We start from the raw sequence: 12,653 nt of genomic DNA on the forward strand, positions 1-12,653 counted from the left end.
AGGAGCAGGTTAGGAGTAGGAGGTGGACACTATGAAAAGACAGACAAAATCAGGCACAGATATCGAAGAGGTCAAACGAAAGAACGCCGCGTCCGGCCTATCCTACAATGAAGTGAAGAAACGATTGGCTGATCAGAAGTAGTGGGAGAAGGCTGTATGCAGTTATGACTGTTTGAAGATTGTAAAACTGCTGAGAGAACCTCTATTACGAGGCTTTTGCTTGTAATCAGAGCACAAAAGTGCTTTAATCAGCTTCCTTACAACACTTTTCTGAATAAAATGTCTTCAAAACTGTCATAAAGAAGCCCATTAAGACAGTTGTCAAACAACAATTAGATGAAAAAGGTTATAACCTTCATAACGTAGAAGCCTGCCTCCAAATAGGAGACAGGCTTTCTTCAATTACAGAAACTAGCATGCAGAGAGCACACGCCTGTTTCTTTATTGACCTCTTCTTTCTTCAGACGGTTCTTCGTCTAAATCCGGCTCCTCTTCGTCCATGTTGTATGGCGTGTCAGGTTCGCCAGGCTGACGAATGTCGCGGTTACGGTCACGAGGATCGCGGTCGTTATCCATGCCACGACCACCATCGTCATAATTCATATTGTTGTTGTCGTAACGAGTTGGTTCATACGTCACATCTTCCGGCTGGTCGTTCATTTCATTTCCGCCACATCCGACCAATAGGCCAGACAACAGAACGGCCGACGCTGATATTGCTGTCCATTTACTTTTCATGTTTCACCCTCCATTCTATATCGAATTGCTCTTACTATTTGCAAGGAGGGTGTTTTTCATGCTTGCCTACGTCTAGTATCGTTTTCCATATGGACATTATTGGGTGGATAGTTTGAAAAGGTCTCGCCTAAACTATCCTTGTTGTGCAAAGATGCCAACCAATTCATCACATCATAGGAGTGACGTTGAAATGGCTAAAAACCGAAACACAAACTGGGTAGCATTAGGTACAGCGGGAGCGATAGGCGCAGCTGCAATGTACGGAGTTTCACGCATGAATCAGAATGGAACGATGCAAAAAGCGGCGGATAATGCGCGTCAAGCCTTAAGTAAAGAGTCTCTCCAAAACATGGGTGATCAGATTCAAGCGGCTCACCAGCAGTCGATGAATCAACTTGAAAACAATTTCCCAAACGATCATCAATATAGCTGATCACATAAAAAAGAAGGGAGCGGGTTTTCTAACCCGGTCCCTTCATATTGATAAAAAGCGTTTCTTCTGTTCTTTTGATGGAAGCATGCATTGATCTTTTTTGCCGAACCATTTATAACGGTTTTTGGCGAGGGTGGTATAGAAAAAATCCCGGATCGGTCTCGGCACAATCAAGAGTGTGACAAGAAGCTTCCATGCACCATCGAGCGATTTGCAGACACGGAGCGCAGCAGAAGATTGTGTATGGAATTGTCCATTCTCGATGAGAACGAAGCTGTCGAGGTCTGAGGGAGCTTTGTATTGTTCCAACAATTTCCTGCCATTCTCACTTTGTAACGAGGCAAAGGAGAAACGGGCGTTCTTGTCTCGTTTGATCATGAACTGAACGCTATTGTCACAAAAGTTGCACTCTCCATCGAATAAGATGATTTTATCCATTCCCATCCCACCTTTTCTCAAAGTATAGCACAAAAAACAGTATTTTGTTCAATGATTCACAGACGGGGCGTAACTTGTAGCACTGGCTTTTTTATGAATAAAAACTCCTGCATTCGGGTAATTAAAGGAAAACAAGGACAATGGGAGTGGAGGAATACTAGTTATGAGAAGAATGAATCGAGGCATTTTAACGGCGATTTCATCCATCGGAATCGCACAAGCATTAAAAATACTTACGTACAAACGATTAACAGGCAAATGGGATCTCACTCAAGTTTCGACCACAGGTGGTATGCCGAGCTCGCATTCTGCGGGGGTATCAGCACTTGCTGCGTATATGGCCGCGAACAAAGGAAGCAGGCATCCGGAAACGGCTCTCGCTGTCGTGTTCGGTGTCATTGTCATGTACGATGCACAAGGCATACGAAGACATACGGGAGAAATCGCACAGCTCGTCAATGATTTAGAAGATAAATTCGCGGAGCTGTCCGGCGATTTCCCAAGCTTCGAATTCGTTGAACGAGAAAAAGAATTGAAAGAACTGCTCGGACACCAGCCTGTGGAAGTGTTCGGGGGCGCTCTTCTGGGAATTGCCTTGGGGGTTTTATCCGCAAGACTGGAAAATAAATAACCGGAAGCTTGGGCGATCATCTCGTCCAAGCTTTTTTATGTAAATTCCACTGCCTATCTCCAACATTTGATGATACACTGGATGGTAACATTAGGAAGTGGGGGAGCATCATGATTTTTTTAGCGGGTATTCTTCCGGGAATCGTCTTACTTCTGTTCCTTGCCGCGATTGTCTTTTCCTATTATAAGAAAAAAATGTGGCTTGGAATCGGGTTGTCGATCGGATCGAGTGGGTTGATTTTCTATTACTTATTTATATTATTTCGGATTGAATATGAAGGCATGGCGCTGTTTGCGATCATACTTTTTTTGATCGGCATCTTTGTCATGGTTGCGTCCGTTCGTGCCTCCATCAAGAAATCGATCATCTCATCAGCTGTTTTCGTTATAGTGATCATGGGACTCGGCTACTGGTGGTATGAAGCGGTCCTGCACTCGTTCAGAGGGGAAGTAGTGGAAAAAACGATGCATGAAGAGAAAGCTGTGGTCACGATTTCCATCAATGTGAACGGTGGAAGAGGGGACATCGATGTTCTGAGTATCGGAGAGGCGAAATACGAACAACTGGAGCCCGGGCAAAAGGTAAGGGTTGTTGGATCAATGAAGCAGGACGGTATGGGATTCGATTTGGACAGCTATTGGCTCTTTGTGATCGATGACTAAAAACGGGACAGATCCCTTACTCACAACATGTGAGCAAGAGGACCTGTCCGTATTTTTATATAGCCTCATTTATTTTCCGATGAACATTTGAGTCCAGTAGTTTCCGCCTTCCGCATGTCCGACTCCGATATGAGTGAAGTTCGGGTTCATGATGTTTTCGCGGTGGCCTTCACTATTCATCCAACCGTTTACGACTTGTTCAGGAGACGTTTGTCCCATCGCAATGTTTTCGCCGGCTGTGCGGTAGTCGATGCCGTACGATTCCATCATGTCAAAAGGAGAACCGTACGTCGGGCTCGTGTGAGAGAAGTAGCCGTTATTCTGCATATCTAGTGATTTGTCTTTCGCAACCGCGCTAAGCTCTGTATCTAGCTTGAGAGGAGCCAGTCCTTGTTTCTCACGTTCTACGTTCGTCAGTTCTACGACTTCTTTTTCAAAAGCGGAGACGTCTGAGCTGACTTCTTCTTTCTGTTCCTGTTCTGGTGCTTGAACATCCGGTTGATCAGGTGCAGGTGCTTCTACTTCTGGTGCCGGCTCTGGTTCAGAAGGCGCTTCTTGTTTAGGCTGCTCTTGCTCTACTGTTTCTTGTTCAGGCTGTTCTTGTTTCGGCACTTCCATTGGGGCCGGCTCCGGTTTTTGGACGTGGAATTGCTTTAAGAATGATTGAACATCAAAGCTTCCATTCTTCAAGACTTCTTCATTCTTAGAAAGCCAATTGAAAACGTGATGGATTTGGCCTTGATTGATGTCTACTTTATAGGAATATTTATCCCCGTCCGCTGCCAATGATGAGGTCGGGGCAGCTAATAAGGATAGCGCCAGCGCGCCTGTGACAAATAGTGATTTTTTCTTCATAGTGAGAAATCCTCCTTGAATGTGTTTGTCTTGCACACTCTCATCCTATCATCGGTTTTCTTGTCATATTTCAGGATGATTTTGGATGTGGAAGATTGATAGAGTCGGGTGAAAAAAATGCAGGATATAGAGGGGAAGAAAGGCTGTGATAGCAGTGATTTGATTTTTCACCCATTAAAGGTTAAAGATGACAATATAGGATTTTTTGGCTTTTCTGTCTATGATTTAGAAAAGAAAAGGGATTGACAAGATTTTTGAAGAGACTGAATTTTACATAGATGACGTGAGCGTTACAATTGTTTCAAAACAAATAAAAGACAGGTGCACGAGCTCGGAAGCAAGTGTACCTGTCTTTTATTTATAGGTGTTCCTTCAATAGATCCATTTCTTCCATAACCCGTGCCCAAGCAGTCGTCGACGTATCGGTCAGCATGAAGTGTTCTGCCTCTGAAATCTCTACATACTTAATGAAGTCGGCTAAGTTCTCCGCCCATTGGAAGTAGTGGTCACTAATGCCGACGGGGACGTGGACATCGAGTGATCCGTGCACGAGGATTTGCGGAACACCTAGCGGCACCAGTTCCGCCGGGGATGCTTGTTTGTAGCGCTCCGCTTTCTCAGAGGGGCTGCCTCCTACAAAGTCCGCAACAGGATTATTCGGCTCCAGTGCGAGCGTCTCATCTCTGAATTTATGGACGTCATGCATGCGCTCCAAATCGTTGACCCCAGCCAGGCTCACCGCGGTGGCAATCGGAAATGGATCAGTGGTGTACATTTCGCTATCCTCCGGTAAACGGTGCCTGCCCGCTATCCATAACGCCAAGTGACCCCCGGCGGAATGGCCGATCGAAACAGCTTTTCCTAAATCTAGCGGGTGATCTTCTGCTAACGTCTTCAAGTAGTCTGCCGCCTGTGCCGCATCCTGAAGGGTACCCGGGAATCCGCCACCTTCTTGTCCGACGCGCCGGTATTCGATATTCCACGTGGCCCAGCCGTTATCCGTCAGGTCTTCTGCGACGTCATGCATCAGGTCGAGTCCGAATCCAGAACGCCAGAAACCACCATGAATGACGAGCGCGACCGGGTGAGGGCCGTCTCCATCTGGCAGGCGTAGTTCGCCGAATTGGTTCTCATTCTTTCCGTAAAAAATCTTCTCCATGGACGCACCTCCTATCCTATTATCTCATGATTCGTTCATATACGATAAAATTTGACTTTTTGTGCCCGCTTTACTTGTATGAAGGACGTAGGTTTCGGCCGCTGTGTGGATCACGACACGGTGGGTGCTTCTGAACGGCTGCCCGATTTGGAACCCTGTCCGTTCCAGTCCTTCATGTTGTTCATCTTCTATAATATCTTTGATTTCGTCTAAGGGGATGTCGATTTTACTAAGTTGCCATTTGATCCGTAAGTGGTCGTCTTTCTTTTTGATATCTACATCGAATAGGCCCATGCTTATCCCTCCTCCTATCCTATACGGTTATATAGGTCAATCGTTTCATTAAAGTTCTCTTTTTTAAAAAGTTGAATAAGCTTAGGGTGGGAGTTTTTAAAAAGGGGGCAGATCTATGAACTATTATGACCAAGGCGATCATTTGGCTTGGCAGGCGGCGAAATACGGCATGTTGGCAGACTATTATAAATACATCGATCCACGTATGCACATCTATTATTATCAAAAGCATTTCGACTGCATGCAGCGTTGGTGCAGGCTTCATCGTGGCGAGACGGGAATGGGTGGCACGGGAGGCATGGGAGGAAATCAGGCAATGGTACGGGTTCTCCATGCTTCGCCTGACGCACCGGCCGTCGATGTGTACGTGAACGGTCAGCAAGTTCTTCAAGGCGTCACCTATAAGCAGCAAAGCGACTATCTATCTGTACCAGGAGGGCAGTACCAGATCGATATCTACCCTGCTGGCAATACCGATCAAGCGGTCTTGTCGCAAAATGTCACGGTGGAAGCGGGGAATAAGTACACCGTTGCTGCAGCAGGAACACTTGATCAGCTGCGCTTGATCGCCGCCGTGGATAGTGACGGCGTGTCATCTGGAAAAGCGAAAGTCCGTTTCTGGCACTTGTCACCGAACGCACCGGCTGTGGATGTGGCGGTGAAAGGGGGAGACGTCTTGTTCCGGAATGTTCCATTCGGGAAAGCGACACGCTATTTGACGCTCCCACCGACGACGGCCGACTTGGAAGTGAGAGTCGCGGGGACGAACCAAGTCGCCCTGACGGTTCCAGGCGTGACACTTGAACCGAATCAGGCTTATACCGCCGTCGCAGTCGGATTGGCAGGTAAGCAGCCTCCGCTCGAAGCGATTTTCTTACAGCCTTAGGGAAAAAGAAGGGGTCTTCAACGATCCCTTCTTTTAGTATAAATGAACGTGACAAGGGTTCTGGTAGGATCAAACATGAGAACCGTCCCCACATAAAATGAAAAAAATAAGCCTGGGTCCAGCGAGGGTAAGACACTACCCTTGTTGTGGTCAGGCCTTTTTTGTGATTGCAGACGTTTTTCACAGAAGGACGTCATCAAAACCGCTTTGAGAAGATCCATCACGTCACTGTTTTCCTCCTATATTGCTCAAAAGTGTCTTGATCGCCTTCATCTCGACGATTTGGGCTGTTCATAACTTGTAAAACCGTCGTGAAGAATCTCGTCTCGACAATTTTTCGTGTGAACACGATATGAAAAGGTGGAGAGACTATTTCTGCTATGCATCTATTTAGGAGGGAATCAAAAATGGAAAAAGTATGGTAACATGAGGGGAAACGATAGAGGGGGGGATTGCATGAAAAGATATCTGCTACTATTTGCTCTTTTACTATTCCTTACTGTCGGGTGCTCGTCTATGGAAAAAAACGAGGGAGTCATCATTGATAAACGCCCTTCAAATGAAAATACGCAATTACTTGTTGTCCCAGGTGTGAGCGAAGACGATTTTAAGAATAAAACAGAACGTGAGCTGATTGAATTGGCTAAGGAAAATGAAGGGGCCTATTATTACGTGACCAATGAGGAACACGAAAATCTTGAGGTTGGAACGAAGGTTTCGATTCAGTGGAACGGGACGGAAGCAGAATCCAACCCACCACAACGAACGGCTCAACGATTAGAAGTGCAGGAAGAATAATTTAAGGAGGAAACTTTTATGAGAAAACCAATGAACGATGCCGTAGACCATCAACAGAAAATCATGGGACAGGGGTCACCGCATGGCGGGAAGATCGATTGGCCCGCCAAAATGATCATCTATCTCATGCTTTTTGTAGCGCCGGTCGTTTACTTTGTGCTGTTTATCATCGGTCTATTTACGAAATAGGAAAAGGAGTTTTTTCATGAGCGCACTCATCGTCTTTTTGGCAGATGTTCTTTCTGCGATTTTTACATCAAAAGCTGTTAAGACTGAAGAAAAAAGCCGCAACAGAGGCTTACCTTCATAGGCACTCGTTCTTCGGTTTTCTTCAATCGCTTTGTTTACCGCGTGTCCGGCACCCGTCTTCCTCCAGAATCGAGTACTTCAGCGTCATGACGATTCACTTTATAGGAGATGTACCATTCTCCGCTATAGTACTCGTTTGACCATGACTCGATGAAGATGACGACATAGGTGTTAGTGTCGATTTTTTCCCTTTCAGTCGTCCTTTTCACCTCGTAGGCTCCGATTGTTTCAGTTTGTTCGCCACTATAATCAGGAACCGATTGTCCATTTGTTGCGACATCAATGGCTTGAGCTTCTGTAAAGGGTCCTTGTGTGATTTTGGTAAAAAGCCATATGCCCACGATCACTGCAACGGGGAATACTCCGATTGAAGTAAGTGCGTATGTAGAGCGTTTCTTGATCTTCAACCAGTAGTCGACACTTCCGAATAACGTGGCTGAGACGATGGCAATGGTGAGAAAAACAACATTGCCCAGTAAAATTCCGCTCAATAATCCGAAGAAACTGTGAAGCGTGATATAGAGTAGTCCGTTCATCGTTGACCATTTCGAATGAAGATATTCGATAAGCATCGACACTGCATTTCCGAACAAAGCGACGGTTAATCCTCCGTGTATAAGAGAAACAAAGGTCCATGCGAAAAATGAGTTGTGCGCACGCCCACTAAAATAGAAAGCGAGCGTGACTACGACGAAAGAGACGGTTATCCAAGTAGCCAATGCTTTTCGATCCACCACACTTTTCAAATCAACCCCTCCTTTTCCATAATTCTACCAAATCGAATCCGATTATGCTCGTCCTCCACGACATTTTAAAGAAGCCACCCCATCTAGGTGGCCGTCTCTCCATTAAATAGGCATGATTGTCACGATTTGTTGGATTCGGACGAAGAACGTAGAATCGCCGGCGGTAAGTACGATATGGTCAGGCTGGACGTCTTGCAGTTGACCGCGGATCGTATCTTTAGTCGTCTCGACGATCAGCATTTTCCCGACTACGCTTTTCAAAGTTTGAACGACGAAAGGGTCCACAAGGGTGTAATACTGAAGCGGCATCGGTTGGTTCGCATGCATGTCGCGCGCTTGGTTCTGTTGGTAATGATTCATGAACATTCCTCCTGTTTCATCATCTTTAACAGGGTATGCCTAGAGCTGAACGACGTATGGGCGGAGAGGTTTATACTTGTTGTTTTTTGTGAAAAGTAGGGACAAGAGGATGGTGACATAGATGAAAGATCAATCTTATATGGATCGTTTGAAGCGTTTGAATCCGGCGAAAGCTGTGCAGCGAGGGCGTAAGCATTTCTCGGAAAAAGCTTACGTCGAGAAGATTCGCAAGCAGAGTGGTCGGATCGGAGCGAAAGTCGTGTATTATAGCTTGCTTTTGTACTACGCTTTTCAAAGCCCCAATACGCCGAAAAAAGCTAAGCTCACGATTGCCGGAGCACTGGGGTATCTGATTTTGCCGACGGATGTCATCCCTGATTTCGTCCCTATGGCCGGATTCACGGATGATAGTGCTGTGATCATCTATGCCGTCTATCAAGTGCTCAGTCATATTGATGACGGGGTGAAGGTTCAGGCGAAGGAGCGAATGGGGCGGTTGTTCGGATCGTCTGCTCAAACATTCGATCTTCCGGATAAAGAATAAAAGACCAGAGGGGATCATTCCATGTCCCTCTGGTCTTTTCTTTAAGCCCATTTCGGTTCTTCCAAAATGAGAGGAGCCGGTGGCGTGGAAACGACTCCCTTTCCGCAGGCGGCGGTGAGCTTCCTCGATCGCTCCCGCGACCTGCGGGATCTCACCCAAGCCTCAGCATCCTGCAGGAGTGTCGCCGTTTCCACGCCACCTTGCAATAATAAGTTTGAACCTCCAGCGTTCAACTATTAGGATGAGCGGCGCCCATGACACTACAATTGTTTGCAAGGTTCTGTTCACACTTATTTGCGGCCTAGTGGTGGGAAAGCGAGTCATTTCCCGGCACTTCAAACACTCGACATTGCAACGGAAATAGGGAAATACCCTTTGTTCTTAAGTCGTCATCGTGGCGTAGCCGTTTGGATTCTTTTCGCGCCAGCGCCATGAGTCGAGGCACATGTCTTCGATTGTTTTCTCCGCACGCCATCCTAGACGGCGTTCTGCTTTGGCTGGGTTGGAATAACATTCGGCGACATCTCCCACCCTGCGGTCTAAAATCCGGTATGGAATCGGTTGGCCGGAGGCTTTTTCAAAGGCTTTGACGAGCTGGAGTACGCTGTATCCTTCCCCCGTACCGAGGTTGTACGTTTCATAACCGGTTTCTGTGACAGCTTTATATAATGCCTTCAAATGACCACGGGCTAGGTCGACGACGTGAATATAATCACGGACCCCTGTACCATCGACCGTCGGATAGTCATCTCCGAATACATTGAGTTCTTTATAATGACCAACCGCGACTTTTGTGATATAGGGCATCAGGTTATTCGGTGTGCCATTCGGAGCTTCACCGATTTTGCCGCTTGGGTGGGCACCGATGGGGTTGAAGTAACGAAGCACAGATATGCTCCAGTCCGGATCGGATTTCATGAGGTCATGGAGAATATCTTCGATCATTAATTTCGTGCGGCCATAAGGGTTCGTCGCTGATGTAGGAAAATCTTCTGTGATGGGGTTATAGGCTGGTTTTCCGTAAACCGTTGCGGAAGAGGAGAAAATCATCGTTTTGACATTGAATTGATTCATCACTTCCAATAAAACGAATGTGGCTGTCAGGTTGTTATGATAGTAGGTAAGAGGCATATCGACGGATTCGTTGACCGCTTTGAAACCGGCCAAGTGAATGACGGCTTCAATATCGTGTTCGGTAAAAACCCGTTCAAGTTTGCTACGGTCCAGCAAATCGAATTCGTAGAACGTGAGCGTCCTGCCTGTGATGTCTTGGACCCGGTCAAGGGAGGTTTTCTGGCTGTTCGATAAATGATCGATGACGACCACTTCATATCCTTCTTCCAATAGTTCGACACAAATGTGACTTCCAATGAATCCAGCACCGCCTGTGACTAAAATCATGTGAACTCCTCCTTAGAATAGCCAACTTTACACCATAATCTACACGAAAATTCAGGAAAAAACAACCAATATCTGATAGTATAAGATTATTAGAAAGACTCGGAAAAGAGTCTGTTCGACAAGTAACAGAACGAAAAAGGCGAGTCATCGAAGACCCGCCTGATCAAGGGTGTAGCATTATTGTCGTGCTTACCATTCGTTGTAGCTTTCCGGTGAATGGTAATGCTTGAATCGATTGGCGCGGGCAAGGCTTGTACTTTCCGAGCCCTCTTTCTGCGATACCGTAAACACTTCGACGCCTTGCTGTTCGCGGACCTTTCTTAATTTAAAAATCTGGTCTTGGGCCCATTCATCAGCTACGAGATTGGAGAAGTGGAAGCTTTCCCACATGATTCCGTCTACATAAGGCGATGTTGCGGTCGTCAATGTGTCGAAGCCCCAATTCTGCATCAAAGATAAATCAGGATGCTCATCTTTTACCGAGGCCATCCAATCCGCCATGCCTTCTCGCTGGTCTTGCAGAAGTCCGGAGTCGTGGTGGTGTTCATTATCGATATTTCCGACCGTGTCGAGAAACGCACCATCCAATCCTTTATCGACGATTTGTTTCTCGACTTCTTTCGATAGGACGTTCTGGTAGTGAGTGGATGTAATATCGGTCAAAAATGAATCCCATTCGGAATAATAGACGCGTTCACCATCACGAATGAAAAAATCATCGTCGTTCAACTGATTGAACAGTTCCGTGTTCCACCGGTCCGCTTCCATCGTATTGATATAGCCATACACAAGAGTTCCGGATTCTTGGATTTGTTCGATTTGCGCCTGAGAATAATAGACCGGTTCAATGATCATCAAATCGTAATCGGTCATTGCTTGTAGCCTTTCGGGTGTCGGGGCATCATAATAGATTTTGTAGTCATAGACTTCCGCAAGCGGGCTTTGTTCGGATGCATTCAAGTGGCTGGACAAAAGCAGGGCAGAGCCGGTAAGAAACAATGAGGAAAATAAAAGGATGGATCGGCGTATCTGTTTTTTCAAAGCAAGGTCCTCCTGGTGCATTTTTATTTTATTATACCATTATTTTCATATATATAAGACTGTTTGGTGACTATGATTAGGGGGGATTGGATGATTTATAGACAAACGAGCATGGTAAGGAAGAGTGTGGAGTTGCTCGTCGCGATCATCGGGTTAGGGTTGATCGACCAATGGTTCGCGCTTGAAATGACGGAGTGGACGTTGAACCCGTTCGTATTTGTTATCCTGCTTTTTTCCTTGCGATACGGGTTGAATGTCGGGCTGATGAGCTTTTTATTGACGCTCGGTTATTATTTAATGGAAGCTTCCAGGAGCGGCGGGGATCTGTTTCTACTATTCTATGATTCGAGCCGTTTTATCGAGGTGCTATTCTTATTGTTGATTGCTGTCATTGGTGGATTGTACGGGACTTCATTCAAAGAACGATATGAATCCTTGAGCGACCGGAATGACGAATTGAACGATGATAATGAAGAAATGAAGGAAGTCATCGAGCTTATGGAAGGATCACAAAAATCGATGCAGGAGCGTGTCTTGGAAAGTGAATACACATTGAAGCGCATTTATCAAGTCGGGAAGGCTCTTGACCAGCCCACACCTGATCTGATCCGTAATGAAGCGATCCAAATCATTTCCGACTTGTTCAAAGCGGACGAAGTCGCGATCTATCGGGTCGATTCCTCAAGAAGCGCCATGCGTCTCAGTGTCCGGAAAGGAAGTAAGGAAGTATTTCCGCAAACGATTTTCGTCGATCATGAGTCTTCGATGTACCGTCGACTCTTCGCAAACAAAACGGTCACCATCCGGACAGTAGACGACGAGGATGGATCCCCGGTATTAGTCGGACCGGTCGTGTCGAACTATGAAGTGAAGGAAGTATTGATCATTAACGACCTGGATTTCGCTAAGCTCACAACCTATGAAATTCAAATTCTATCCTTGTTGCTGGACTGGGTATCGGACCGTATCGATAAATCTCAGACCGCTGTCTGGAAAGAAGAAGAAACGCAGATGTTCCCGGGCACGCGCATTTATTATAAGGAAGCTTTCGATGAGAAAGTAGCGATGCAACAGCAACGCAAAGAGACCTATGGCGTCGATTACAGTATCGTGGAACTGCCTTTCGAAGGGTTCCATGAGATGTCGAAAGTCGAAGCCGAAATCATTTTACGTGCGTATTTGAGGGAACTCGATATCATCGGCTTTGATGAGTCGACGCAAACCTTCTCCTTCCTCTTGCCTGGAACGGAAGAGGAGAAAGCGACGATTGTCGAGAAGCGTATCCAGAAGTTTTTACATGAAAAAGGTGTGAATTATGCTGACTGAGTGGACACAGCCATTATGGATTGTACTGTTTT

18 protein-coding genes are annotated in these 12,653 nt (G+C 46.2%); 9 read left to right on the top strand and 9 right to left on the bottom strand.

Features of this window, described 5'->3' with window-relative positions; genetic code table 11:
• Nucleotides 1-441: 441 nt before the first annotated feature.
• Nucleotides 442-738 (bottom strand): hypothetical protein, encoded by a 297-nt coding sequence (locus H0266_RS15325; RefSeq protein WP_181473299.1) that lies wholly within the window; start codon nt 736-738, stop codon nt 442-444.
• 190 nt (nt 739-928) lie between these two features.
• Here H0266_RS15325 and H0266_RS15330 point away from each other — a divergent pair, with 190 nt between their 5' ends.
• Nucleotides 929-1,171, top strand: coding sequence for a hypothetical protein (locus tag H0266_RS15330; protein WP_181473300.1), 243 nt, complete (start codon nt 929-931; stop codon nt 1,169-1,171).
• 42 nt (nt 1,172-1,213) lie between these two features.
• Here H0266_RS15330 and H0266_RS15335 read toward each other — a convergent pair whose 3' ends face one another.
• Complete coding sequence (locus tag H0266_RS15335) at nt 1,214-1,609, bottom strand: thiol-disulfide oxidoreductase DCC family protein (RefSeq protein ID WP_181473301.1); 396 nt, start codon at nt 1,607-1,609, stop codon at nt 1,214-1,216.
• A 163-nt stretch (nt 1,610-1,772) separates the two neighbouring features.
• Between H0266_RS15335 and H0266_RS15340 the strand changes: the two genes are divergently transcribed.
• Together H0266_RS15340 and H0266_RS15345 are read left to right on the top strand one after the other, a co-directional pair.
• Nucleotides 1,773-2,240: a divergent PAP2 family protein gene (locus H0266_RS15340; protein ID WP_181473302.1), complete on the top strand. Its 468-nt coding sequence runs from the start codon at nt 1,773-1,775 to the stop codon at nt 2,238-2,240.
• Between the two features lie 110 nt (nt 2,241-2,350).
• Nucleotides 2,351-2,902: an NfeD family protein gene (locus tag H0266_RS15345; RefSeq protein ID WP_181473303.1), complete on the top strand. Its 552-nt coding sequence runs from the start codon at nt 2,351-2,353 to the stop codon at nt 2,900-2,902.
• Nucleotides 2,903-2,971: 69 nt separating this feature from the next.
• Here the strand turns inward: H0266_RS15345 and H0266_RS15350 are convergent, their stop codons facing one another.
• Nucleotides 2,972-3,757, bottom strand: coding sequence for a CAP domain-containing protein (locus H0266_RS15350; protein ID WP_181473304.1), 786 nt, complete (start codon nt 3,755-3,757; stop codon nt 2,972-2,974).
• Between the two features lie 108 nt (nt 3,758-3,865).
• Between H0266_RS15350 and H0266_RS15355 the strand changes: the two genes are divergently transcribed.
• On the top strand, nt 3,866-4,003 hold the full coding sequence (locus H0266_RS15355) for a hypothetical protein (protein ID WP_181473305.1): 138 nt from the start codon (nt 3,866-3,868) through the stop codon (nt 4,001-4,003).
• 112 nt (nt 4,004-4,115) lie between these two features.
• On the opposite strand, the gene H0266_RS15360 is transcribed toward H0266_RS15355, so the two are convergent.
• Together H0266_RS15360 and H0266_RS15365 are read right to left on the bottom strand one after the other, a co-directional pair.
• Entirely contained in the window at nt 4,116-4,916 is an 801-nt protein-coding gene (locus tag H0266_RS15360; RefSeq protein ID WP_181473306.1) for an alpha/beta hydrolase family protein, read from the bottom strand.
• Nucleotides 4,917-4,940: 24 nt separating this feature from the next.
• A complete protein-coding gene (locus tag H0266_RS15365; protein ID WP_181473307.1) occupies nt 4,941-5,210 on the bottom strand; it encodes a SunI/YnzG family protein in 270 nt (89 codons plus the stop codon).
• Nucleotides 5,211-5,325: 115 nt separating this feature from the next.
• On the opposite strand from H0266_RS15365, the gene H0266_RS15370 reads away from it, so the two are divergent.
• From H0266_RS15370 to H0266_RS15380, 3 genes are all read left to right on the top strand, one after another.
• Nucleotides 5,326-6,096 (top strand): DUF4397 domain-containing protein, encoded by a 771-nt coding sequence (locus H0266_RS15370; protein WP_181473308.1) that lies wholly within the window; start codon nt 5,326-5,328, stop codon nt 6,094-6,096.
• Between the two features lie 456 nt (nt 6,097-6,552).
• Nucleotides 6,553-6,894 (top strand): DUF3221 domain-containing protein, encoded by a 342-nt coding sequence (locus tag H0266_RS15375; RefSeq protein WP_181473309.1) that lies wholly within the window; start codon nt 6,553-6,555, stop codon nt 6,892-6,894.
• Between the two features lie 18 nt (nt 6,895-6,912).
• The gene (locus tag H0266_RS15380; protein ID WP_181473310.1) at nt 6,913-7,083 is read left to right on the top strand and encodes a hypothetical protein; all 171 of its coding nucleotides are present in this window, start codon (nt 6,913-6,915) and stop codon (nt 7,081-7,083) included.
• A gap of 155 nt (nt 7,084-7,238) precedes the next feature.
• On the opposite strand, the gene H0266_RS15385 is transcribed toward H0266_RS15380, so the two are convergent.
• Both H0266_RS15385 and H0266_RS15390 read right to left on the bottom strand, forming a co-directional pair.
• Nucleotides 7,239-7,949 (bottom strand): LTA synthase family protein, encoded by a 711-nt coding sequence (locus H0266_RS15385; RefSeq protein ID WP_181473311.1) that lies wholly within the window; start codon nt 7,947-7,949, stop codon nt 7,239-7,241.
• A 102-nt stretch (nt 7,950-8,051) separates the two neighbouring features.
• The gene (locus tag H0266_RS15390; protein WP_425484315.1) at nt 8,052-8,309 is read right to left on the bottom strand and encodes a YuzF family protein; all 258 of its coding nucleotides are present in this window, start codon (nt 8,307-8,309) and stop codon (nt 8,052-8,054) included.
• 121 nt (nt 8,310-8,430) lie between these two features.
• On the opposite strand from H0266_RS15390, the gene H0266_RS15395 reads away from it, so the two are divergent.
• Entirely contained in the window at nt 8,431-8,853 is a 423-nt protein-coding gene (locus H0266_RS15395; protein ID WP_181473312.1) for a YkvA family protein, read from the top strand.
• Between the two features lie 381 nt (nt 8,854-9,234).
• On the opposite strand, the gene galE is transcribed toward H0266_RS15395, so the two are convergent.
• Nucleotides 9,235-10,254, bottom strand: coding sequence for a UDP-glucose 4-epimerase GalE (gene galE / locus H0266_RS15400; RefSeq protein ID WP_181473313.1), 1,020 nt, complete (start codon nt 10,252-10,254; stop codon nt 9,235-9,237).
• Between the two features lie 189 nt (nt 10,255-10,443).
• Nucleotides 10,444-11,295 carry a glycoside hydrolase family 191 protein gene (locus H0266_RS15405; RefSeq protein ID WP_181473314.1) on the bottom strand — a complete coding sequence of 284 codons (852 nt, stop codon included), beginning with the start codon at nt 11,293-11,295 and terminating at the stop codon, nt 10,444-10,446.
• Nucleotides 11,296-11,385: 90 nt separating this feature from the next.
• On the opposite strand from H0266_RS15405, the gene H0266_RS15410 reads away from it, so the two are divergent.
• Nucleotides 11,386-12,621 carry a hypothetical protein gene (locus tag H0266_RS15410; protein WP_181473315.1) on the top strand — a complete coding sequence of 412 codons (1,236 nt, stop codon included), beginning with the start codon at nt 11,386-11,388 and terminating at the stop codon, nt 12,619-12,621.
• The last annotated feature ends 32 nt before the right edge of the window (nt 12,622-12,653 follow it).

Source organism: Halobacillus locisalis, from assembly GCF_013694105.1.
In the GTDB taxonomy this organism is placed as follows: Bacteria; Bacillota; Bacilli; order Bacillales; family Halobacillaceae; genus Halobacillus; species Halobacillus locisalis.